This window comes from Scytonema hofmannii PCC 7110, from assembly GCF_000346485.2.
Classification (GTDB): Bacteria; Cyanobacteriota; Cyanobacteriia; order Cyanobacteriales; family Nostocaceae; genus Scytonema; species Scytonema hofmannii.
Genome location: NZ_KQ976354.1, coordinates 6,518,064 through 6,541,554 on the forward strand (window position 1 = coordinate 6,518,064; position 23,491 = coordinate 6,541,554).

Consider the following 23,491-nt stretch of genomic DNA (forward strand, 5'->3'; position numbering starts at 1 on the left):
TCCTAAATCGCAAACCGATACCAACAGAAGCTAAGGTGTTCTCCTTAGATTCCAATACTGCTCGGTTAAGGGAAAGTGAAGCCTAAAATTCCGAAGAAACTGTTCTCGTTTTATTTACGAGAACAAAAATGAGAGAAATTTGTATAAATGAACCCACAAGAGATGAGCAAGTATCTCTCAAGAATGTTTATATTTAATTGAAAAAATCTCTAAACCTTGTCCCTTTTAATTTTCTATCTAGTTCAACTATCTTCTACTACTAGATGATGTCAACTAGCGGTTGTAAAAATTGTAAAAGATAGTTGTTGCCGGGGAGTATAATTATTTCTATGACATCGTTTTTTAGTTTTAAATTTAGAACGAGTTTTCTTGATTACCCTCGGATTAGTTCTGCCTGAGGTTGGTGGTATTTGTAAGTCTAAGATTTCCCAGATTAACCAGCTAAAATATATATTCATATTCTCAAGAGAATGATTAACTTGCTGTTGAAACTGAGGAATAGCACGTCTGACAACTCTTAGAGAACTGGTAAAACTTAAACTTAGGGGAGATATTCCCTTGATTGCTGCACTTTGAAACATTAAATAACGTATACAATAGTGTCCTAGTAACCAACCATAAATTTCTTGGATAACTTCACGAGGATTCTTCGAGCGGATAGGAATTTTACGACCGTTCAGATGGACTTTTAACTCATCCAAGGTGTTCTCAGCTTCCCACCGTTGATGGTATTCTTGGGCTAAGAGCAATGCAGGAAAAGTTGAAATATCCATCAAATCAGTTACTAAACGATACACCTTTTCTACACCCTCAACTTCAATAATATATTCAATGACACGAACAGGTATTTTCGTCGCTCCCTTCTTTCTTGACTTTCCATCAGGAGCAAGCCAACTTAGATAGGAACCATCAGGAAAAGCTTTAACAAACTCAAATTTTACATGAGATGGCACGCGACCAAGAATATGACATTTTTGTTTGATTGCAGCATGAATCATTTTAAATGAGTGCAGTCCTCTGTCCCACATTAACAACATACTCTCCTCAACACTTCTTAATAGCTTTAAAGCTCCTTTTCTCTCTCCAATTCGATATGGACAACAAAATATGTCGATAATTAAATGAGTTCCTGCTTCGACTAAAAAAGTTAACCTAGCTTTGGGAAAAGCCGGATTTGTACCAGGACGAGAACCAGGGTAACCAAATACTTTAGCATTAGTTTCTGTATCAGGAACATCAAAAACTGTGCCATCCAAAGCCATTATTCTCAGTCCACCCAAAAAAGCACCTGGTGTTTTAATTGTTGCTAAAGGTTTTGCAACAATTTCAAATAAACGAGTCATAACAGCAGCACCAATTCGTTGTCTAGCTTCACTTATTGATGAAGATGTTGGTATCTTAAAACGTCTCTTAAAGGGGATTTGCAAAGAATTAAAACCCTGAATGAGATTTTTCAATACATCCACGATTGAATCGGAGGACCAAAAACTCATGGCGATTACTAGAGAGATTACTACGTGTGTAGGAAGTATTCTTTGACGCCGTGCGGTACTACTCGTTGTTGTAATCGCTGCCATAATCGACTCGGTAGGGATGATCTGGTTAAGAGCCAGCAGTAATTGTGCCCGATTTAGGATTTGATTGTTGAATTCAAAGTTAACTAGCATCATTAGCACTCAGTTTTGAAGTGAAATTTCGTATAAGATAATATTGATTAAAACACTTTTTGTTCTCGTAATCTATTCGAGAACTCTATCTTTCCCCAATTCCAATTGATGCCTACGAAAACTGACGATATTATTGCCAGAGCCGAACTCTTACAGCAAGCGATCGCTACTCTACAACTACAAATTCAACAAATTCAAGCTTCAGGAGAAGTTGCACCCGAAGGTTGTTGTGTCCTGCGCTACCAGGCACGCGGTCAAAAAGGAACTTACTGGTACTATAAGTTGCACGCTCAAATGCCGATTTTCCCTACGCAAACTCCTAATAAATTAAGTAAATATAAGCATTTGGGGAAAGCTGGAAGCCCCGCTCATATTGATGCTGTTATGCAAGTTACACGAAGAATGCAAATCGACACCTTAAAAAATACGATTCATTCTCTCAGACAAAACTGGATAGATTTGTACGAAAGTCTCAAAGACAAAAAATAACCTTGCCCATCCGCTTTCAGTTATCGTTTTTAATACGCGAACACATTTGACACTGTTTTACCCTTTATTTCCCTTAACCGAGCAGTATTGGGATCGGAGCCATCCTCACAATTCAAAGCATTTTCAATGACTTTGAGTAATTCTTCGTCTTTGAAAACTTTGCTTCCTACAAATTCAAACCTTGTCACTGTGATTGGGAAGTTCTCAGGAAATTCAGCTTCCGGTGCTCGTTCTTGTTGTGGGGTAGGTATGTTAGGTAAAGGATTTTCTCTTAGAGTAGAAGGTAAAGGATTTTGTAACTGTGGAGGTGGTTCAGAAGTTGGGGGACGAATGTCTTGGGGAGGAGGTAAATCTGTTGGTAAATTTGGCGAAAGATTTGGTAACGGAGCTTGAGCCACTTCAATAGCACGTACACTAATAGGTATTAATAAGCTGAGAATCAGTGTTGAGAGGGTAAGTGCAAACTGAGGTAAGCATGTATGGCAACACTTATTTTTCATAACAACCTCTTGTGAATGGTTGCCAAGGACTATAAGAGGAAGACAGTTGTGAAGGGTTGGCAGCGAGAATAATTTCTCCTTTTGGTCCGATTTTTACACCTTGGGCTTCTACTATTGGGGCAGAGGAGTTGTTTTCTGGAGGTGTGGCGATCGCTCCACTACCTCCCAAAAGTATGTCACTATTTATAACTGAACTAGGGCTTGGCGGTAATCCTCCGCGCCCAGTGACAACAAACCGACTCCTTGCCCGTTTTCCACCTACCGGACAACTCGGATCAATAAATCTTGAAGAATCACCCAAGTCTTCTGGCAACGGAAGAAATCCACGCCTGGGATCAACATCAGGTAGACGAATTGATACAATACCCGCCGAACCTGTCTCTGAGGAGGCAGTGATATCATTTGAGGATGTGGTTTTTGGTCTGAACTCAATGCCATAAGTTCCTAAAGGTCTAGTGTCAATTGCGATTTCACCACCCCTACCTTCTTGTGCGTTTGCAGAAATGTCGCTACCGTTATCACGAGTTGGTGGTAATCCAAGAAGCACCCTAGTTTTAATGGCAACGTTACCACCTCTAGCATTGTTTAGGGCGTTAGCAGCTATAAGGCTTTCATTACCTAAATGTAGGAAATCAAGAGGAGAACCAGGCAGTTCTTCTTTAGTGAACTTATTATTAAGTATCAGTGATTCCAAATTGGAATCTAACTCATTTAATCTAGATTGAAACTCCTCTAGCCTATTTTTATCAACTGAATCTGGATTTTGGAATAGATTAAAAAAAGTATCAAGCACAGTCTGCTCTGAGAGTAAGAAAATATTTCCTCCCGTTGTTCTGTCTTCGATATCTTGTCCGGTTGTTGCAAAGAGTGCTCCGTTATTTAAGGAGATTTCCTTTGCCAAAACTATCACATTACCTGCTTTTCCTTCTCGGCTACTTACAGTAACTTGAGATCCGTTCTCAATTCTTAATTTGTTTGTAACAATTCCCACTTCTCCAGCAGTTCCATCTTTTCCTGTTGCTTCGGCAAATAAACCCGGACGACGTTGAACTGTTTGAGGAGTTGGGTTGTTTAACTCTAAACTAAAGTCTGTAAAGCTTGTGCCACTTAAAATAAACGACTCTGGGGCAATTACAATAACACTGCCCGCCTGAACTTGACTTGCTGAAGTTGTTGTGACTTCAGATCCTCTTATTTCAAGAGAATTGCCGAAGATATTAATGTTGCCATATTCGACATCATCTCCATTGGAAGAATTAGTTTCTCTAACAACACCAGCATTCTGTTCTATATTAGTGCGAACTAAACTGTTTTGTTGAATCAATACGTTACCCCTAGCTATAATCTCAATATTTCCAGGATTTGCAAATTGAGATTCAGTTCTAGCAGTCAAATCTGAATTGGTAATCTCAATATTTCCACTTGTAGAGATAACATCAATCTCACCAGCTTGACGAGATTCTTCTCCTTGTTGAGGATTTGGTCTTGAAAATTGGTTTGGTGGGACTATGGCACTCAAAAGAGTATCTTTCAAAGATACATTACCATCTGCTGCAATAGTAATTATTCCAAAATCTCCATTACTTTCAATATCAGGTATACTTCCCTGATTTCTTACTGGATTATTGCCGATAATTTCTATTCTATCATTAGCAAGAATTGTAATATCTCCTGGGAAACCAGACCCACTATTGGTAGTACTCAATCTTACTCTATCTAAAAACACTGAACCTTCTAATGATTCAAGTCTGACTTCGCTAAATTCTGGTCTGTTATTAGTACTAAAACTTTCTATATTACCAGAACTAATGTTATTAGCAGCTTGAAGAATTACATTTCCACTTATACCATTTTCAGTCGCAGAATTAATTGAACCACGAGTTGTATTAATTACGCCAAATCCGAATGGTAATCCTGTTGAAACTGTTACATCTTCTATATTTTCTCCGATTTGAGTAACTCCACTTCTAAGAATAATATTGCCACCATTTCCAGTACCTCTAGCGCCTACAAAAGAATTTACATTAGCAGTGGTAATATTACCAAGAGGGGCAATAAGTTCTATATATCCAGCATTTCCATTAGCAGTTGTCGAACTAATCACTCCGCTAACTGTGTTTATATTACCAGTTCCACTGATAATGCTGATATCGCCACCTGTTCCAGTACCTCCAGCGCTTACAAAAGAACTGACATTAGCAGTGGTAATATTACCAAGAGGGGCAATAAGTTCTATGTTTCCAGCATTTCCATTAGCAGTTACCGAACTAATCACTCCGCTAACTGTGTTTATATTACCAGTTCCACTGATAATGCTGATATCGCCACCTGTTCCAGTACCTCCAGCGCTTACAAAAGAACTGACATTAGCAGTGGTAATATTACCAAGAGGGGCAATAAGTTCTATATTTCCAGCATTTCCATTAGCAGTTACCGAACTAATCTCTCCGCTAACTGTGTTTATATTACCAGTTCCACTGATAATGCTGATATTGCCACCATCCCCACTCCCTCCAGCGCTGATAAAAGAACGTATATCTCCATTCGTAGTAATATTTTTGTCTGCCGAGAGCGTAATATTGCCACCATCCCCGCTATCCGAACCAGCTGTTAGACTATTCCTAACAGAGCTTCTTCCAACATTAATGATTCCTCTGCTGAGGATCTTAATATCTCCACCTTGACCTTCACTAATACTAGTATTAATGCCTGGATCAATCCGAACATCGCCTCTCGCATCTATCGTAACTGGATTACCAAAGGCAGCAATAGAAGTCGGGCCTGTAGATGTTGGGACTTCACCTGTAATTTCAATTGAACCATTAGGTAGATTGGGATTTCGCTGATATTGATTAGTTAAAAATATTTGACCGCCCCGTCGTCCATTAATAATACTTCCAATACTGATATTTGCACCTGTTTGTTGAGTGTTAGCGCTGATGACTGGGGTGATGTTTGGAGGGTTAGGATTGATAGTGCCATTACCTGGAAAATTAAATGACGGTGTAAATGGTGGAGTACCAAAATCAGTTGTACCTGCTCTTATATCTAGCGTAGGAAAGTTTCTGCCATTAATTTCTACAAAAGAGTGATCGCCATTCGGGTCATCATCTGATAAGAATACTGTTTGAACAAGTCCATTCGTTCCATCTGCAGCCGTAATCTCAACTGTGCCAATATTTACACTCCCTCCAGCAAGAATGTGCAGCGAACCTCCTGTGTAGCTGTTAAAACTTACATCGCCACTAGCCCGAATAATCGGATCGTATGGACTGAACAAACCTCCCAAACTTCCATCCAGTTTCTCAATGCGAAAACTACCGCCTGTCCAATAATGAGCATCGCCTCCTACGGTGTTAGCTGATCGCAACACCATATCCCTTCCAGAAACAAGCCCACTCGAAGGATGATTCAAAGCAAAAATATCAACCCCTTGCTTCCCTTGAACTAATAACTGTCCTCCAGCTTGAGCCACAAAAGGATTTGCCACACTATCCCGCACCCGCACTGTATTACCCGCCAATAGGTTCAAATCACCAGTTGTACCAATCTGACTCTCTACCAAAGTCAGATTATTATTCGCTGTGAGTGTTGCAGTCTGAGCCGTAACGTTGCGTGCTACGACATCGCCATCTACTACAGATAAACCCGATCCCGCTAACTCCACCTGTCCATTACCATTCACTGTCAGCCCAGGATGCGATTTTTCATCAACGCTTGTCAGTAACTCACCTAAAGAAGATGAACCTACACTCGCTACAGGTGATGAAGTTTCAATATTTAGCAATTGTGCTAGTGGACTCAAATTCACTACACTCCCACCAGGAACTGCTGCGATCGCAACTTGTCCAGACGGTGCTGACAATTGCCCAGTACTAGCCACCGTACCACCCAACAGCGTTAAGTTTTGCCCAGTCCCGACTGAAAGATTCCCAGAATTAGCGATCGCTTTTGGCTGTTGTTGGTTAAACTGCACTCCCAAAGGTACCGTCACGCTTAGCAATGGTGGAGCCGTGGGATTTGTAGCGCTAAATAGTTTCCCATCCCCAAAATTCAAACTGTTAGCTGTACTCGCTGAAAACGAACCTTTAATATCTAACGAAGCATTGGGACCAAAAATAATCCCATTAGGATTGAGCAAAAATAGGTTGGCATTACCCAATACACCAAGTTTTCCAAAAATATTTGAAGCATTTGTCCCCGTCACCCGACTGAAAATATTCTCAACTCCAGCCGGATTATTGAAATAGGCTCCTCGCCCTTCTCCCACGTTGAATTCCTGAAAACTATGGAATAAACCAGAACCGCGAACAGCACCTCCATCAATGCGATCGCTAGCCAACCCCTTAACATCAACATTGGGTGTAACAACAGAACTTTCAGTACCCAATGTACTATCTGGAACATTTTGAGCGATCGCAATACTTCTGCAAAAAAGACTCCCACCGACTGCTATTAAGCCGATACCTACTCGCAACCAATACCAATTCCTGGTACGTCTTGTCATAATATTTGTACCCCACTCATGCACTGTAATTTAATCAGTTCTGGTCTTTTTTTCTAAACTCAGACGCAACACCTGAAACATGATTACAACTCTAATTTCATGCAAACTTTACACTTATGCACAGTAACTTTAAGTACTAACGCTATTTAGAAAGCACTAGAACTCGTCAAACTATCTATCTCAAGATTGAGTAACTATCTATCTTGAGGAGGGAGACTTGGATACTTTAACATGATTTTGTATAGTAACTTAAACATATGATTTTTCACAATATTTTTTATGTTGTAGTTAGTTTTATTCTGATGTAAGAGCATTGTTGGTACTTTACAGAAAATAAGACCTTGCTTTGCCAATATTGTATAGGTGTCAGTCAAGCCAACTTATGCACTTCGACCTAGACCTAATTGGGTTATTAATTTAGCGGACTACTCGCGAGCAGATAGCATTTTTTCCTATGTCAGTCAAGATCTAGATCCCAAAAAAGTCTTTCACGGGAAAATCCCACAACCAAGCTTGAAAAAGGAATATTCCGCTACTCCCTACTCCCCACTCCCTACTCCCTGATATAATATCCCTCAATTGAGTGGCAAAGACCGAAGTGCTTTTAGATCGGTTTTTGGTTTGTGGGCTGGGTAGTTTGGGACAACATTGTATTGTTGCCTTGAAGCTGTTTGAAGTGAGCGTCATTGCCATAGACAAACAGCTACCTCAAGAGTGGGAAATTTCTCAACTTCCAGATTTATTGGATAATTTGATCGTAGGCGATTGTCGTCACTCCAGTGTTTTAGAACAAGCCCAAATTCTACAGTGCAGAGCAGCTCTTATAGTCACTAGTAACGAACAAGTCAATGCAGAGACAGCTTTAGCCATCCGAAAGCTGAATCCCAGAACTCGTTTAGTTGTCCGTTCTTCAAAAAGAAATCTCAATGAGTTATTGAGCGAGCATTTAAAAAACTTTACTGCTTTTGAACCAACAGAGTTACCTGCTCCAGCCTTTGCTCTTGCTGCTCTTGGTACAGAGACATTAGGATTGTTTAACTTAGAAGGACAGTGGCTGCGGGTGGTGAAACGCGTTATGTCATCAACAGACACTTGGTGCACTAACCGTTTGTTATACGATATTAACACTCACAACCGTCGGCTCCTCCATTATAAATCTGATGCTGCTTCCTTCAAATTATTTGATGAATGGGAATTAGATGCACGCATTATGCCAGGAGACACAATTGTTTCTATTGAAGCCACAAATCTAAATCTCACTTATTGGGAGCAACCAATAAAAAAAACTTGGTGTAGTCCTCGGCATTTCTTAACAAGCATAAAACAACTTAATTGGGTCATCATTAAGCAAAAAATAACTGAATTTTGGCAGAATCCTGAGAAGAATCGGCTCAAGCAGGTAGGTATGATTTGTGGAGCTATTGTAGTCTTTTTATTACTCTTGGGTACTATTCTGTATCGGTTAACCTATCCCAAAATGAGTTTGATAGATTCCTTTTTGACTTCAATTATGCTCCTCTTAGGAGGATTTAACGATCTGTTTGGAGGATTTGATTTTACACAACCAGTTCCTCTTTGGTTGCGATTTATTAGCTTGGGGATGACAATTAGTGGTACAGTTCTGATAGGAATACTCTATAGTTTTCTGACAGAAAGACTACTAGCCGCTAGGTTTCAGTTAATTAAGCGGCGTCCACCTGTTCCTCAAAAAAATCATGTGGTTGTGGTAGGACTTGGTCGAATTGGTCAAAGAATTGCAGAGATTTTACAAGAGTATAAACAGCCGCTTGTTGGCATCACCTTTAATACAAATTTCGATATATCTCTTTTACCAAAAATGCCACTCCTGAATGGTTCCCTAGCAGTGTCTCTTGCTAAGGCAAATCTCAAGACAGCAAAGAGTGTTGTAGTGGTGACTGATGATGAAATGCTGAATTTGGAAGTCAGCCTCATGAGTTATGATTTAAATCCAGAAAGTAATTTGGTTGTTCGTACCACAGGGCTAGGATTAAGCGATAATTTGGCTGAACTCTTGCCGAATGCTCAAATTCTCTGCGTGAATTCTGTAGCAGCTGAAGTTTTTGCTGGAGCAGCATTTGGAGAAAATATTACTCATTTGTTTCGTGTCGATCGCACAACTATCTTGGTAACAGAATACCATATTGAACTTGGCGATACGCTGAATGGTTTATTATTATCTGAAGTTGCTTGTGGTTATGGTGTTGTTCCCATTCTCTACCAAAAAGATGCAGAAACACCAAAGTTAATGCCTTCTGAAGATATTCGTCTAGCTGTGGGCGATCGCATGGTTGTAATAGCAACAAGCCATGGTCTACAGCGGGTTGAACAGGGGGACACCAGGCTTGTGTTAAAAAATTGGCAAGTTCATATTGCAAGAGCTTTAACAGAAGATGCAAAATTTGAGGGTGCCAATGTTATTGCCCGAATTTCAGGATGCAGTCTTAATGTAGCAAGAAATTTGATGAAAAATTTACCAGCTACTTTGCCTTTGCCTCTCTACAAACATCAAGCCCAGCGTCTAATTCTAGAATTAGGAAAAGCTCAAGTTGTTGGCTCTTTGCTTCCAGTTAAGTAAGAGCGTGCTCATTAAAAATTTGTAAAAATGTACCTACCCATTTTTACAGCAATATAGCGGTTTTCAATTGGGTGCAATACACAAAAAAGTTATGGAACCGCAGACGAACGCAGACGAACGCAGATAAATTGTACTTCTAATTCAGTCAGTAGTATAATAAAATAGGAATCAAAAAATATTAAGAAAGCTCAAACTCTATTTCAGATACAGCAAGTAGTAGAAAAATATATTGCATATTTACCAGATAATATAATACAGGCAATAAAATTGCTTATTCTTTTTTTTGCTTAATAATGATTCCTAAATTTGACGAAAATGGTAATCTACCACCAGGAGTTCACTTTTGTGACTGGTGGTCGTTTCAAGAGAGGTTTGGTTATACACCTAAACGAGCGAAAATGATACAAGGTTTAGAAGAGGTAATGACACAATTAAAAGCAGCAGGATGTTGTACCGCGTACATAGATGGCAGTTTTGTTAGTAATAAACTAGAGTCAGAAGATTTCGATATGTGCTGGGATAGAGATGATGTTGATATAAACTACCTAAGAAAAAATGCTCCTCTCATATTAAAAATGCATCTTTCCTTGATTTTTTAGCTGTAGCAGATACATTAGGAGTTGAGATTTTTGATGGGAAATTTGTTGCTAAGATGGATGATTTTTATCTGGAACGCCTTGTGGCGATGCGGCAAGCAGAAAATGTGGATGCTTCTTTCAAGGCTGCATCTTAATCCTTTTCCAAGAAAGCCAGTATTCGTTCCTGCTTGGGGGTGAGACAAGAGGGATCGGCTATTCTTCCTAAGGCTTCTACAACAACTGCATGGGTGGGTTCAAACTCTTCATAAATAATAAAATTGTTGAAAAACCTACCCGAAACCTTGCCTGTGCCACTCTATAAACATCAAGCTCAGCGTCTAATTCTAGAATTAGGAACATCTCAAGTTGTTGGCTCTTTGCTTCCGAACAATGCTCAAAATTTATCCTAATTTTTCATGGAATTTAGACAAGAAAAAGTGTTTTGCAAACATTATTATTTATCAATTATAACATTCTCGACTCATCACTAATTGCCCATTTCCTAATCGAGCCACACCTTGTGGTTCTATAAAGGCAATGGGCAATAAATTTTTTCTACTATTTATGTATCTTCAAAGATACTATCAAACAGCGATCGCTTAACTCGGAAATTAATCGCTACTAGCTGTTGATAAAGTTGCTCTAAGCTATCAATGGTAATTTTACCATCTGCCTGAAGTTTCTTGATGACTGCAAGAGTCCCCTTCACCTGAAGTCCTAACCGAACTGCTTCTTTTCGAGCCGCGTTGTCATCTAAAATAATGTAATCACATGGTAGTTCAATGCCTAAAGCAATTGCTTCTGACTCTCCTAAACCTAGCCGTGCGTTTAGACTGTTGGCTAAAAAAGTCAACTTAATCGCTTTAGGCGTTATCTTACCTGAATCAATCAACCCTTGCACAGATTGACTAGCTTTGTCCGATTTAGCAGAGATTTCCTCTGCCACAAACGTTGGTAAATAGAATTCATTGGCAGAGTCAACAAAAGTGTTTAGAAATCCTAGACGTGCTAGAAAAATTAATGGAGAGGAGTTAAAGACTATCAACACATTCCTTACCAATCCTTTTCAAGTGCAACATCTTGTGGAGTGAGATAGGAAAACTCTAGACCCATCATGTCTAATAATTCTAGAAATACATTAGGTTCTATTTCCATAATTTCTGCTGCTTTTTTTAAGCTAATCACTCGCGAAAATAATGCCCCAAGCACAAACAGAAACGTTTCTTTCTGCTCAATATCATTGAACAATTGAATTTCTGCCGCCACACTTCTAAGTACTTCCTTACTAGTCATAAATCTATCGCAAAACCAAGAATCTTCTTGATAAATATTAATACAATATTTAACTGTATAAGCCATCTACTGAACTAGCTCATCCACTTGCTTTGTCTCAAGTAGTGCCAGATATTACCTTTCTACAAAATAGTCTTACTGATTTGCAGCAAAATCCAATTGACACTAATGCACTCATTGCCAGTAGTTGCATCGCCCGCACTGGAAAGCAAGAAGGCACTTTCACTATCACTGGTTCTGGTGGTTTGCCCAACCGTCCTGGAGACACATCACCTTCAAACTATCCCACGGGTACTGTACGTAATGTGGATAACAATTCCTCAAGCTCACCGCATCGTCCTTGGAAGATAGGTGATCCAATTGTAGAACCATCTGGCGTGTATCAACTTCCATCGGGACAACTAGTAATGAGTCGGAGATGTCACTAGCACCGTTCCCTTGGAATTCAAAAAATCTACAAGCTTTTTTCTGCTTACTTCGTGATATTTCCGCCTGAGTTAGACCATATTATTTATGATATACATTATCAATGATACCATTTTGCGAGCGAAAGATAACAATGCTTAAAAGTTATGAAGCGATTTTTGAAAACGATCAGATTAAATGGCTCACAGATAAGCCAAAAGAATCGTCTGCTCGTGTAATTGTCACAATTCTGGAAGATACCACGTTACCAATAAGGCGACGGACTCCCCCTGCTTCCATCGCTCTTAAAGGTAGAACTTTGGGTGATTTAGTTAGCTCCATCATTGAAGAACAGGATTGGGAATGTCTCAAATAATTGTTCTCGATACCCATATCTGGATTTGGTTTATCAATCAAGAATTCGATTTATTTCCATCCCACTGGCGAGAAGCTATTGAAACTGCTGATAAAGTCGGTATCTCCCCAGTATCCTGTTATGAGGTTGCTCTCGCGCAACAACGGGGACGACTGAATTTGCCCTGTAGTGCCGATCGCTGGTTTCAAGAGGCTTTGGAACCAACAGGTATTACGTTGTTTCCTCTGACTGCTGAAATCGCTCACCAAGCAGTCAGACCATGCGCGATCGTTTGATTATTGCTACAGCACTAGCACATAAAGCGCAGCTAGCCAGTATTGATAGTTTGTTTTCTCAATGTTCAGAACTCGATCCATACTTGATGAAATAAGCGTAATCTTTCGTGGTCTCCTAAACGTTCTTGCCAATGAGAAGAGTTACTTAACAATCCTCCTGAACAATATCAAATGCTCTCCAACGGCAGCTTCAATATAGCGGTGTTATACAGAAAGCAGGGGAGATTAGTGGTATCTTCACACATAAGATAAATTGAATAAGATTACAGATCTTCTTATCCTCTTTCTTCGTGCTCTTTGCGTCTTTGCGGTTCATTTAATTCAGTAATCTTAAGCAGGATAGGAGTAATCCTGAAATCAGGAGGAACAATGCTCAAAAGTTATAAAGCTATTCTTGAAAACGGTCAGATTAAATGGCTCACAGATGAGCCAAAAGTATCCTCTGCTCGTGTGATTGTCACGATTCTGGAAGATACCAAGTACAAAACAAATTCAACTAAGAAGTTTAAAAAGTTGGATGAACTTTGGGATTATTGGGATTATGAATATCAATGCCAGGATGGTTTATTTGTAGTGTCACCTTGAGAATTGTTAAAAGCTTTTACTTTTATTTTATCTTAGGAATGCTATATATCATCAATTCGTTTTAAAAGTGCATAAATGACGGGTTAATGTTGTCGCTGACAAACTAAAACTGTTCCTCGTTCCCCACGAGTGATTCTCAATTCCTCATCTAAATAAAGAATTTCTAAACGCCCTTTTGGAGAGCGTTTCATCCTAAAAGAAACTTCCCCAGTTTCTGGATTCATGGATTCTGAAGAAACTAGACCAAACATCAACTTCAAGAAACCAGACGTTAAACTTTCTTTCCAAGTTCTCTTTCTAGACTGTCTCTGCTCGCCAAAAATAGCCTTCCACTCGTTTAATTTTGTAGGGGCTTGCGGTGCAAGAATTCCTCCCGTAAATTGTACTTGTAGTACCGTAGCGCTAATCGGCTGACATATTCCTTGGTTACGAACAAGCCCAGATAATTGAGGAACAGACGCATCAATGGTGGTAAATTCAACCACAATATCGTGAGTTCGCTGTTCGCCATTTTCTAATAAGAAGACAGGTTGAAGAACTCGGTCAACCACCACTTTTAATTCTGTCGGTTGAAACATATTGAAAGCCAGACGACCAAGAGTGTAAGCAAACCTTCCATCTGCAAGTTGCTCGCCTTGAGGAAAATTTGGCGCACTAATCAACAACCATTCACTATCCATAAATTTACCACTGTGGGCTGGTGCTGTTGTTGGGTTGAGCGATTGGAGATTTTCAATTGCAGCAATGACAGCTTGGTTCTTGGTATTCCCACCACTAGCAGCCAGTGCTTCACGCAAAGCTGTTTTAGCAGGGGGAGGGAAGAAAATCCGTCTTTGGGGAAGCCCCCGCGCCCATGCAATCGGTCTCATGCGAACGTATTTATTCGTGGAACTGCTCCCAAACCCCTCATCCCCCATTCATGCGAACATATTTATTTGTGGGGTTTCCCCTCCGCTCCCTGCTCCCTGCCCCCTGCCTCTTCCTTGACCAGTGACCAGTGACCAGTGACCAGTGACCAGCGATCAAAAAACCCGCACGTGGCGGGTACAAACCAAAGGGTTTAAAACACAGACAAACTGTTAAATTTTCGTATCGGCTTACCTCCGTCTTGAAAATAGGGAGTGGGGAGTGGGGAGTAGGGAGTAGGGAGTAGGGAGTGGTCACTGGTCACTGGTTACTGGTCACTGATTACTGTTCAAACTGTTGCTAGTTGACGATTTGTGCGGTGAGCAGGCACAGCACTGGACTTTGTAACTGGCTTCTTTCTCACGATGTCGCAAACAGCTTCGAGAGAGGACTCGATAGAACCTTGCAACCATGCAGGGAATCTAGAGCAATGTTCGCCCGCAAAGAACAGTGTATTTTGGGGTCTTTGCGCTGCTAAGTAATTGGATTCGCTATCATCCCAATGAACCGTGCATCCGCCTGCACTCCACTTGTAGTTACCCCAAGCAATTGAGGCTTTGTCCATGATCGTACCAGTCTCATTCAGTTCAGGATGAATCTTGCTGACTGTATTTTGGACATAGTCAAAACGTTCTTGTTCTGACATTTTGCCCATGCGATCGGCATCATCTCCAATAGTGTAGCTTGCCAACATAACGCTACCACGCTCTGGGTTGAACTTGACAGAAGGGTAATAGGTTTGACGTACACCTTCGCCACTGAAGGAAGCACCGCCTTTGATACCTTCTTTTGTCCAGAAAGCTTCCTTGGTGTGAAATGCCACCTTAGTACCGGGACAGTATACAGTGTTGTGAATGGACTCTAACTTCTGCTCGTCAAAACCGCTCAACTCCATTTTTCGGAGTACGGAGAATGGAATGGTGCATAATACGTAATCGCAGTTCTTGGTGTGGAGTTGACCGTTTTGTTTCCAGGTGATTTGGGTATAATCTTTTTCTACCCGCAGCGCGACTACTTCAGCATTACACTTAATGTCCGCCTTGATTGATAATGCCAAGCGCTGAATCAGTTGATCCATTCCACCTTTGAGTTGCAATAAGTCATGGCTGGTTTCGGTCATGATGTCACCAAGGAAGATATCTAATCCTTGGGAGCATTTGGCGCGGAAACTGGGGTTTTGAGTCAGGAAGGAATGCAGATCGATGGTTTCACCATCTTCACTGAAGTAGGGATCTAAATCCAAGCGCTCCAACTCATCCATCAGGTGAGATTGCAAGTCGCGCTCAAAATCAGAACGAAGATTACCAGGAGCAATAGTATTAATGATAGTTTTGAGCCAAGCCGCAAAATTGCGAGTTTTTTCACTGTAACGCGTGTCAGTCAACAGACCGCCTTCTGTTTTTTGTAGTGTGCGAGGTGCATCTTTCATCTTCAGTACTTGACCGTTGATGTTCATTTTGGCGTTGCTTTCCTCGAACACGGTCATAAACTTGCACAGCTTGTCAGTTAATCTCATTTCTTGGACGTAATGCAGTGTCAATTTGTGGTCGCTAGGAATACGCATTGCTCCGAGTTCGGCGTAAGGTGCATCGTCCGAGTTACCGAAGCGATGTGTCCACACGCGTCCACCGATGCGGGGGCTACCTTCTAATATATCAACAGTATGTCCCAAGCGTTCGAGTTCGTATGCGGCTACCAAACCTGCAATTCCTGCTCCTAAGATTGTAATGTGCTTCTTCTCGGATTGGCTGTTAATCAGTTGGCATTGTTCAAGAATCATGTTAGCGTTCATTGTTTTATCCCCTTTTGGTCAGTTGTTTTGTCGTTTGTCTGATGATTTAGGATTCAACTTGCTGTCTGACAATTACGTAATTCTTGAGATTTTTTGTATAAATTAAATACTATTTATTACGGATACTGACGGAAACTGACTTTTTCTGACGGCTAGTAGAGTGTCAATACTGCAAGGGATACGATAATTGAGGTGTCAGAACCCCGGTTTCTTTGAAAAACCGGGGTTATAATTTCCGCTTAGGAGATTAGTATTACTCCCCTACCTGCCTTCAACCATCATTTTTGGGTTGGTCGAGTACTAGGACGGGCGAGGACGCCCGTACCACAAGAGCTAGGTTTACTGAGGCTGTGCAAGTTAAAGAATTATTAGCTTAATGGAAGTGAAACGTATGGGATACAACTTTACTTGGTTGCGATGCCCAATCATTAACCAAATTTGATATTATCTGTCAGAAATTGGGAACTTTAATCATGAATATAACTATACACTTTTACAGTTATCCATCATGAACCCAGAAAAGACGCAGAATCAGAAGAAGCAGATTTGGCTGACAAAGCCTACATTTTTGATTGGACTTACTATTGCTGGAGCTATTGCTATTCTTCCTGCGTTGTATCGAGTTGATTGGGTTGGATTTGGACCGGACTCGAATAAATCAGTGACGACAAAGGAAGTCATAAATCCTAAAGATGGAAAAATTATCAAGCTCACAGAGATAACTAAGCAAGAACAATCAGCCAAGACTCTTTGGGACTGGTTGGGGTTAGTTGGTACACTGGCGATTCCGATTGTGCTTTACCAATTTCAACGGAGCGAACACGAACAGGTTGATACCAATTCTCGTGAAGAGGCTGTGCTTGGTTATTTTAAGCATATATCAGAGTTGTTGATAGATAAAGAATTGAAACTGTTGATTACTAAAAAATTAGAAACAACAGACTTTAAAGACCCCAAGCTCAATGCGTTACTAGATGCTTCCCGTGCATGCACGTTATCAATGCTCCGCAGGCTAAATAAAGATGGGGAACGGAAAGGGCGTGTTATTCGCTTTTTAAGCGATGCAGAACTTATAAGTGAGTTGAACTTGGAGCTAGCTGACTTAAGTTATGCGAACCTAAGTAATGTCAAGCTAAAAGGTGCTAAATTAGGTTATGCCAATCTGAGCAATGCTGACTTAAGTTTGACCGACTGTCGCATCATCAAGAAAATCAAGAATGGAGTTTCCTCAGAAGAGTTTGCTGAAACTGGAATACAACTATACTGTGCTGACCTGAGAAATGCTAACCTCAGCGATCGCTTCTTGCCAAATGCCTGCCTAAAAAGTGCCATCCTCATAAATGCCACTTTAAGAAATGTCTACTTAAGTGGTGCGGATTTGAGGTATGCGGACTTGCAAGGAGCTAACTTGAGTAGTGCCAACCTAAGTGGTGCCAACCTGAGTGGTGCGGACTTACGAAAAGCCAACTTTACTGGTGCGGACTTAAGCGGGGCTATTTTACCCAACGGGGAAATGTATGAATCTCCAAAACAGCTTCAGCAATTTGGAGTTCAAGCTAACTACTCGCCAAAGCTGCTAGAGACATCAAACGCTTTGCCAAAGTTGAGATGCGAGTAGCAGCCAGAATAGATCGTATTTGTGCCGACTTACTTACCTGACCTTAAGTCTAGTTAATACCTAATCTTTTGTTTGGGTTTAATCTGAACTTAAGACTAGGGACAAAATATAGTGAAGTCTAATATACTTAACAAGCTTTCTTGTTGAAAATTCATTTAAAGAAGGTATTAATACACTTGCTTTTTCTACTCAAATAAGTAACAATTCTTTTGTTTGTTAGTTTTTTAACAGTAAAACGCTGATTAAAACAAGACTTGGGATGCACTACTAATAGATTTTTCAAGCTTAGTTTTGTAAGTCATCTTTCAAAACACAATCTTTATTGAGTATGCTGTTACAGCATTTATAAGTTCGTGTTAAAAGCTAAATATTCTTTTTGAGAAGTTTGCGGATAACCTGTATTTGTCTTTGATAACTGTTTAAGTATTTTAGCTTTAACTGTTTTACTGGTTAATGGCTAAATTAAGTCACACTGATAGATAAACTAGACAATTTCATGGCAAAATCTATCTGCAATATCTGGAGAAAACATGACATTATTTAAAGTCATGACTTGGAATGTAGAGAACTTATTTCGTGTTGGCAATGAATTTGGTCCCAAAACCCAAGAAGAGTATACTCAAAAGCTGAAGACTTTGTCTGACGCTATCTTGGATCTAGATCCTCATGTACTCGCTGTCCAAGAGATTGGTGATTTGGAGGCATTTGAAGAACTTGTAGCACGTCTTGAAGGGCGCTATCCACACACACGTATCTCCGAATTTCCAGATCCTCGTGGAATCCGTGTTGCCTTTCTTTCAAAATTGAAAGTTGAAGAGCATGAGGATATAGTAGATTTTCCTGAAGGTAGCCTTATCAAAGTACTCTCTCAAGAGTCTGAAGATACCATAACTGAAATTACCCGTATGAGTCGGGGGTCTCTCCGCATTCTTGTCAAACCTAAAGAAAACTTTTCCATTCATCTTATCAATGCTCATTTGAAATCTAAGCTGTTGACTTTTCCTTCAACCGTAAATCAGTCGCGATTTACTCCAAAAGATGAAAATGAGCGCAGCCGAGTTGCTGGATTGGCACTTTTAAAGCGAACAGCAGAAGCAGTGGCTTTACGTGTCAAAGCAAATGATTTATTGGAAAAGAGTGCTACCCAGGGTCTGATCCTCCTAGGGGATATGAACGATGTCACATCTGCTGCTACAACCCAGATTCTACAAGGTTCAAGTGGTAATGAGATAGGTACAAATGGGTTTGAACGCCCAGATAAAGGAGATGATACTAGATTATTTAACTTAGCTCCTCTAATTTCTGAGGAGAGGCGATACTCCCGTATTTACCAGAGCAACAAAGAGCTAATCGATCATATCTTTGTCAGTCAAGAGCTACTACCGGGTCAACCTCGCAAATTACCAGTAGTCGATAGTCATGTCAATGTTATGGATGCACTACCCTCCATTAGCAACGACCCAAATTTAAGACGAGGAAAACCAGGCTCTGACCATGCACCTATTACCGCAATCTTTGACCTGTAATTCATGGAAATAGGGAGTGGGGAGTGGGGAGTAGGGAGTAGGAAATCAATCGTTGATCGCTTTTCGTCTACAGACAACATAATGGTCTAGATCCCCGACTTCTTGAAGAAGTCGGGGATCTGGTAGCCCCTCAAAATGGCTCATAAAATTTTGATTCAGAAGGCAATTCCTCTTCTTTTTTCTCTGTGTACTCTGCGCCTGGAGCGGTTGAAAAGTAATTTATTTAACCGCTAAGTCGAAGAGTACACAGAGGTAAGAGACGAGAGAGCTATTGATGTGCTGAAGCTTTTATCCACCTTGACAGGGAAGTGCGATCGCGACGTCATCCTTTCAGGGCTTACCTCAAATATCACAAAAATTCAAAGGAGTACAAACAAGATGGCTGCCGATCCAACAATTTACGATCGCATTTGGAAAGCTGACAAGAATAGCTTTTCCGTAAGTGTACGCGATGATAAAGGAAACTGGGTTGACCCGAATGCCGATATATTACTTGACCATCAGGTAAAAGCAGCAGGAGATCCATGGTCTGACTTGGCAACTCGCCCCCTCTTTAGCAAAGTCAAAGAATCTCGCTTTTCAGAACCTACTTATGCAGCGATGATTAAGCTATTCGATAACTATGTAGTTAATTATCGCGATCCAGAAGACTTTACAGAACAAGAAGACGAGGAAATCAATGCTTTTTTAGATTTACTCTTGAATACTGAACCCATGCAGTTGGCATACAAGTACATTACAGAAGGTCTCGGAAAACCAATGTCAAAAGACAAGTTCAAGAAAGAACTTTATATGATGTGGTTTGAGCCTTTCACCAACTACTTCGGCAACGATGTTGTATTTTATTGTTCTGGATTTGAGCACGTGTTTGTTGGTGAAGGTAAGTTCAACCGTCGGGGTGGTCCCGGTTGGGGAGAAATAAGTGGCTACCACAATTGGGTGAAATTCTATTTGGATGAGGCTAAAGGGCGGGTGAACTTCCTCGGCACTCAGTATAAATTACGTGGTGTATCCGAGGTACGCAATCCCAATGTCGTGACGTTACAGATGACATGGACGCTCAGCAACATGAGGGGCAATCCTGTCTCCCAAGTTTTTAAAGAACGTGGTGGTTTTTTTGTTGGCACTAGCCCAGAGTGCGATATGGCTTTGGGAACTGTAGCCTACTACGAGTCAATTCAGAACTTAACTGACAACGAACGGCGAAACGTAACAATTCAAGGCGGAAATTACAATTTGGTAATTTACCGAGAAACAACAGAAGATAACAAACGGGGTAAGCACATCCGTTCTTTTTATCCTGAATTTCGCGGTGGGGATTTTGAACCTTTACCACGACCTGGTAGTACGCCAGTATTACGACCAATTAATGATGAACTCTTGCAAAGTGGTTCAGTTGTTGTAGTGGCTGCCCTCCCCAATCCAGAAGGATCTCAATCGAGTGAATGGGTGGAGCTAAAAAATACTTCTTCAGAATCAATATCGTTAGACGGTTGGTTTGTTACCGATAAAGTGGGACGGCGGCGGATGCTGGAAGGTAACTTAGCAGCTAACGAACAGAAACAGTTTTCTGTAAGAACAAACAGTCCTCAGTCCATGCAATTAGGTAACTCAGGTGGTCGGATTGTACTTTATAGTCCAGATGGGGAAATGGTTGCTTCGGTGTTTTACAACAAAGCTGCAGAGGGAGAGGTCATTAACTTTTAGTTGAAGTTAACAGTGGTTCCTTTATTCGAGAGAAATTGGACCTTACAGCCATTCTCAGGTAAATAAATCTCAGCCGTAGGGGCGCAAGGCATTGCGCCCCTACAAACGGTGTGGTTCATTTAAGTGAAAACTGCTGTATGAGCTTTCATGTCAGGTTATAAATGAATTTGCTCTCAGCTGTTGCGCTCTAAGAATGCACAGTAGAACGGGCGAGGACGCCCGTCCCACAAGAGTTGAGTTGACTGAGGTTGTGCAAGTTAAAGAATTTTTAGCTTACCATTTTCATTAATTTCTACAATACAATCGAAGCCTAAAGGAAGTGTAGTGATAAATGAACGAGTTCTGCTTTGTCCGACAGCCGGATAACACAAACTAGTACGCAAAAGGTAGATATCTTCTCTTTACCTGAATAAAGCCCCAAAATGCAGTCCAGCAATTGTTGGTCTTTAAATTACCTGTCCTGTTACGTTTAATTATGCCCAATTATTTACAAGTATTGGTTGGTTAACACGAGCGTTCAACCCCAGGACTTACGCACTCACACGAAAGAAACCGGGTTTCTGGACAGAGACTCATGGCTGAAACGACAATTTTTGGTAAAGAAACCCGGTTTTTGCGTAAGTCCTGAACCCAACTCAATACGGCAAGAACACAAGACCGCAGGAGAAAAACCAGAGCCAACGCTTATCTCACTATTACTCAGTTACTACAAAAACGTCTTTTCCCTATCTGCGGTATCTGTCATTTCTGTCGTATCTGCCATTTCTGTCGTATCTGTCATTTCTGTTGTATCTATCATTTCTGTCGTATCTGCGCTCGCTAACTGAGAACTCTGCTCGACAACCATTCCTCACCCAAATGCGGTTTCTGTTATAGCCCCAATTTCCTCTACAACTACGATCGGACAATTGCCTAACAAACCTGACACGACCTGTTGTATTTATCGAACAAGTATTTCTCCGATTATCACGGCTTTCACAAGTGATGACGTTTTGAGCAGAAGCAGCATCGGCAAAGCTAAAAAGTATGCCTAGACTAAGGCTAGTCGCTATAAAGGTAGCAGCCATTATCGGAAAACGGATGACCATATTAAATGTTAGATCTCTTTAAGAATAAAAACTAACTATAATAATTTTCCCAAATTTATAAAAACACTTGCCTGTATCTGAAGTCATAACCTTATACGTTTTATGGGTGACGATCGATATATCTACATTTTGAAACCCGTTGTTATGCTTTATAACGATAATGACTGAAACCGCTAAAATCCGATAATTTTGTAGGTTGGGTTTCCTTCCTCAACCCAACTTACTGGATGAGATATCAACATACTTTAAACAAGCGGTAGTTCAATAAAAAATTTTGTACCATGTCCCAACTTAGAAACAAAACTGAGTTGACCGCCATGTCGCTCTACTACAATCTGATGCGCGATCGATAAACCTAAACCTGTTCCCTTGCTGATTGGTTTGGTGGTAAACATGGGTGCAAAAATTTGCTGTTTGACTACATCTGTCATTCCTTTGCCATTATCGGTAATACAAATGATGACTTTTTTCTCATCAGGTTGTTCGGTCAGAATGCTGATACTTGGCTGATTTTGACATCCAAGATTGACATTTGTACCTTCAGGGTCAAAGCATTCCTCAACTGCATCAATAGCATTGGCAAGTAAATTCATAAACACTTGATTGATTTGCCCTGGATAGCACTTCACTTCTGGTAAGTCGCCATATTGTCTGATGACTTGAATTTCCGGACGTCTATCTCTAGCTTTAAGGCGATGCCGTAAAATAACTAGAGTGCTATCTAACCCTAAATGCAAATTTGTCGGAACTTTTGTGCTGACATCCAATCGCGAGAAGTTTCGCAGTGATACTGAAATATCTTTAATGCGATCGCCACTCAATTGCATTGAATCCAGTAATTTAGGAAAATCTTCAATCGCAAACTCAATGTCCTCAGCTTCAAGTGCTTGTTGTAGTTCTGGTATTTCTGGACAATATTGTTGGTAAAGTTTTAAAGCTTGAGTCAGAGAAGCAAAATACTGTTTTGCGGGAGCAAGATTGCTGATAATGCAACCAATAGGATTGTTGAGTTCGTGCGCTACTCCTGCAACTAACTGACCCAACATAGATAATTTCTCTTGCTGTACGAGTTGTACTTGCGTCTTTTGTAAAGCTGCGGTACGTTCTGTCACTCGTTGCTCTAAATCTTCAGTTAATTGCATCAATTGAAAGTTCTTTTCTGCAAGCGATTTAGTCAATTTTTGCAATTGTAGTTGAACTTTGACTCGTGCTATCACCTCCTCTTCTTCAAAAGGTTTAGTAATATAGTCTACCGCTCCTAAAGACAACCCTTTGACCTTATTTTCAGTATGAGCTAAAGCAGTCATAAAAATTATGGGAATGCCTTGAGTTAAAGGATCTGCTTTTAACAAAGAACAAGTTTCAAAACCATTGATTCCTGGCATTTCCACATCAAGAAGAATCAAAGCTGGTGGTTCTTGCTTGATTTGCTTGATAGCACTTTCCCCATCCGCAGCTAACCGTATTTTCAATCCAACACTTTTTAATGCTTGCTTTAAAACAGATAAATTCGTGGGTTTGTCATCCACAATTAAAATAAATTCTTCTGTTAAATTTGATATCATAATCGAATATAAATTTTA

General features: G+C 40.5%; 19 protein-coding genes and 1 pseudogene. 10 read left to right on the plus strand and 10 right to left on the minus strand.

What is annotated here, in order from left to right; translation table 11 throughout:
* Positions 1–269: 269 nt before the first annotated feature.
* Positions 270–1,670, minus strand: coding sequence for an IS4 family transposase (locus tag WA1_RS27145; RefSeq protein WP_026135398.1), 1,401 nt, complete (start codon positions 1,668–1,670; stop codon positions 270–272).
* A gap of 105 nt (positions 1,671–1,775) precedes the next feature.
* On the opposite strand from WA1_RS27145, the gene WA1_RS27150 reads away from it, so the two are divergent.
* Entirely contained in the window at positions 1,776–2,156 is a 381-nt protein-coding gene (locus WA1_RS27150) for a hypothetical protein (RefSeq protein ID WP_017750188.1), read from the plus strand.
* Between the two features lie 29 nt (positions 2,157–2,185).
* On the opposite strand, the gene WA1_RS27155 is transcribed toward WA1_RS27150, so the two are convergent.
* Both WA1_RS27155 and WA1_RS27160 read right to left on the minus strand, forming a co-directional pair.
* Positions 2,186–2,656: a hypothetical protein gene (locus WA1_RS27155; protein WP_066613042.1), complete on the minus strand. Its 471-nt coding sequence runs from the start codon at positions 2,654–2,656 to the stop codon at positions 2,186–2,188.
* Positions 2,646–7,163, minus strand: coding sequence for a two-partner secretion domain-containing protein (locus WA1_RS27160; RefSeq protein WP_066613045.1), 4,518 nt, complete (start codon positions 7,161–7,163; stop codon positions 2,646–2,648). The genes WA1_RS27155 and WA1_RS27160 overlap by 11 nt, the downstream gene beginning before the upstream one ends.
* A 583-nt stretch (positions 7,164–7,746) precedes the next feature.
* Here WA1_RS27160 and WA1_RS27170 point away from each other — a divergent pair.
* On the plus strand, positions 7,747–9,759 hold the full coding sequence (locus WA1_RS27170) for an NAD-binding protein (protein WP_026134900.1): 2,013 nt from the start codon (positions 7,747–7,749) through the stop codon (positions 9,757–9,759).
* A gap of 293 nt (positions 9,760–10,052) precedes the next feature.
* Positions 10,053–10,358, plus strand: coding sequence for a DUF6932 family protein (locus WA1_RS27175; protein WP_017745552.1), 306 nt, complete (start codon positions 10,053–10,055; stop codon positions 10,356–10,358).
* Between the two features lie 541 nt (positions 10,359–10,899).
* On the opposite strand, the gene WA1_RS27180 is transcribed toward WA1_RS27175, so the two are convergent.
* On the minus strand, positions 10,900–11,385 hold the full coding sequence (locus WA1_RS27180; protein WP_017745553.1) for a PIN domain-containing protein: 486 nt from the start codon (positions 11,383–11,385) through the stop codon (positions 10,900–10,902).
* 5 nt (positions 11,386–11,390) lie between these two features.
* Positions 11,391–11,696, minus strand: coding sequence for a hypothetical protein (locus tag WA1_RS27185; protein WP_017745554.1), 306 nt, complete (start codon positions 11,694–11,696; stop codon positions 11,391–11,393).
* A 26-nt stretch (positions 11,697–11,722) separates the two neighbouring features.
* Between WA1_RS27185 and WA1_RS27190 the strand changes: the two genes are divergently transcribed.
* The 4 genes from WA1_RS27190 to WA1_RS27205 all read left to right on the plus strand — a co-directional run bounded on the left by WA1_RS27190 (position 11,723) and on the right by WA1_RS27205 (position 13,271).
* Positions 11,723–12,058, plus strand: a complete 336-nt coding sequence (locus WA1_RS27190; RefSeq protein WP_148662780.1) for a hypothetical protein — start codon at positions 11,723–11,725, stop codon at positions 12,056–12,058.
* Positions 12,059–12,189: 131 nt separating this feature from the next.
* On the plus strand, positions 12,190–12,411 hold the full coding sequence (locus WA1_RS27195; RefSeq protein WP_017745556.1) for a hypothetical protein: 222 nt from the start codon (positions 12,190–12,192) through the stop codon (positions 12,409–12,411).
* A complete protein-coding gene (locus WA1_RS27200) occupies positions 12,399–12,686 on the plus strand; it encodes a type II toxin-antitoxin system VapC family toxin (RefSeq protein WP_272819241.1) in 288 nt (95 codons plus the stop codon). Before WA1_RS27195 ends, WA1_RS27200 begins: the two co-directional genes overlap by 13 nt.
* A 369-nt stretch (positions 12,687–13,055) precedes the next feature.
* A complete protein-coding gene (locus tag WA1_RS27205) occupies positions 13,056–13,271 on the plus strand; it encodes a hypothetical protein (protein ID WP_017745557.1) in 216 nt (71 codons plus the stop codon).
* Between the two features lie 83 nt (positions 13,272–13,354).
* Here the strand turns inward: WA1_RS27205 and WA1_RS27210 are convergent, their stop codons facing one another.
* Both WA1_RS27210 and WA1_RS27215 read right to left on the minus strand, forming a co-directional pair.
* Positions 13,355–14,140, minus strand: a complete 786-nt coding sequence (locus WA1_RS27210) for a PAP/fibrillin family protein (protein WP_017745558.1) — start codon at positions 14,138–14,140, stop codon at positions 13,355–13,357.
* A 326-nt stretch (positions 14,141–14,466) separates the two neighbouring features.
* Positions 14,467–15,969 carry a flavin monoamine oxidase family protein gene (locus tag WA1_RS27215; protein WP_026134903.1) on the minus strand — a complete coding sequence of 501 codons (1,503 nt, stop codon included), beginning with the start codon at positions 15,967–15,969 and terminating at the stop codon, positions 14,467–14,469.
* 508 nt (positions 15,970–16,477) lie between these two features.
* Between WA1_RS27215 and WA1_RS27220 the strand changes: the two genes are divergently transcribed.
* The 3 genes from WA1_RS27220 (at position 16,478) to WA1_RS27230 (ending at position 20,820) form a co-directional block, all read left to right on the plus strand.
* The gene (locus tag WA1_RS27220) at positions 16,478–17,587 is read left to right on the plus strand and encodes a pentapeptide repeat-containing protein (RefSeq protein ID WP_017745560.1); all 1,110 of its coding nucleotides are present in this window, start codon (positions 16,478–16,480) and stop codon (positions 17,585–17,587) included.
* 530 nt (positions 17,588–18,117) lie between these two features.
* Positions 18,118–19,113: an endonuclease/exonuclease/phosphatase family protein gene (locus tag WA1_RS27225; RefSeq protein ID WP_017745561.1), complete on the plus strand. Its 996-nt coding sequence runs from the start codon at positions 18,118–18,120 to the stop codon at positions 19,111–19,113.
* A 276-nt stretch (positions 19,114–19,389) separates the two neighbouring features.
* Positions 19,390–20,820, plus strand: a complete 1,431-nt coding sequence (locus WA1_RS27230) for a lamin tail domain-containing protein (protein WP_272819242.1) — start codon at positions 19,390–19,392, stop codon at positions 20,818–20,820.
* A gap of 706 nt (positions 20,821–21,526) precedes the next feature.
* Here the strand turns inward: WA1_RS27230 and WA1_RS60320 are convergent.
* The 3 genes and pseudogenes from WA1_RS60320 to WA1_RS27235 form a co-directional block, all read right to left on the minus strand.
* Positions 21,527–21,667, minus strand: a complete 141-nt coding sequence (locus tag WA1_RS60320) for a hypothetical protein (RefSeq protein ID WP_017745563.1) — start codon at positions 21,665–21,667, stop codon at positions 21,527–21,529.
* Positions 21,668–21,707: 40 nt separating this feature from the next.
* Positions 21,708–21,908: pseudogene (locus WA1_RS61830) on the minus strand (DUF3011 domain-containing protein); the annotation flags it as partial.
* A gap of 245 nt (positions 21,909–22,153) precedes the next feature.
* On the minus strand, positions 22,154–23,473 hold the full coding sequence (locus WA1_RS27235) for a hybrid sensor histidine kinase/response regulator (protein ID WP_017745564.1): 1,320 nt from the start codon (positions 23,471–23,473) through the stop codon (positions 22,154–22,156).
* Positions 23,474–23,491 lie beyond the last annotated feature (18 nt).

Coding starts and splice junctions, on each gene's coding strand:
- WA1_RS27200 (WP_272819241.1), top strand. CDS start 12,399: ATGTCTCAAATAATTGTTCTCGATACCCATATCTGGATTTGGTTTATC.
- WA1_RS27155 (WP_066613042.1), bottom strand. CDS start 2,656: ATGAAAAATAAGTGTTGCCATACATGCTTACCTCAGTTTGCACTTACC.
- WA1_RS27235 (WP_017745564.1), bottom strand. CDS start 23,473: ATGATATCAAATTTAACAGAAGAATTTATTTTAATTGTGGATGACAAA.
- WA1_RS27185 (WP_017745554.1), bottom strand. CDS start 11,696: ATGGCTTATACAGTTAAATATTGTATTAATATTTATCAAGAAGATTCT.
- WA1_RS27175 (WP_017745552.1), top strand. CDS start 10,053: ATGATTCCTAAATTTGACGAAAATGGTAATCTACCACCAGGAGTTCAC.
- WA1_RS27220 (WP_017745560.1), top strand. CDS start 16,478: ATGAACCCAGAAAAGACGCAGAATCAGAAGAAGCAGATTTGGCTGACA.
- WA1_RS27205 (WP_017745557.1), top strand. CDS start 13,056: ATGCTCAAAAGTTATAAAGCTATTCTTGAAAACGGTCAGATTAAATGG.
- WA1_RS27215 (WP_026134903.1), bottom strand. CDS start 15,969: ATGAACGCTAACATGATTCTTGAACAATGCCAACTGATTAACAGCCAA.
- WA1_RS27150 (WP_017750188.1), top strand. CDS start 1,776: ATGCCTACGAAAACTGACGATATTATTGCCAGAGCCGAACTCTTACAG.
- WA1_RS27145 (WP_026135398.1), bottom strand. CDS start 1,670: ATGATGCTAGTTAACTTTGAATTCAACAATCAAATCCTAAATCGGGCA.
- WA1_RS60320 (WP_017745563.1), bottom strand. CDS start 21,667: ATGGTTGTCGAGCAGAGTTCTCAGTTAGCGAGCGCAGATACGACAGAA.
- WA1_RS27225 (WP_017745561.1), top strand. CDS start 18,118: ATGACATTATTTAAAGTCATGACTTGGAATGTAGAGAACTTATTTCGT.
- WA1_RS27160 (WP_066613045.1), bottom strand. CDS start 7,163: ATGACAAGACGTACCAGGAATTGGTATTGGTTGCGAGTAGGTATCGGC.
- WA1_RS27210 (WP_017745558.1), bottom strand. CDS start 14,140: ATGAGACCGATTGCATGGGCGCGGGGGCTTCCCCAAAGACGGATTTTC.
- WA1_RS27195 (WP_017745556.1), top strand. CDS start 12,190: ATGCTTAAAAGTTATGAAGCGATTTTTGAAAACGATCAGATTAAATGG.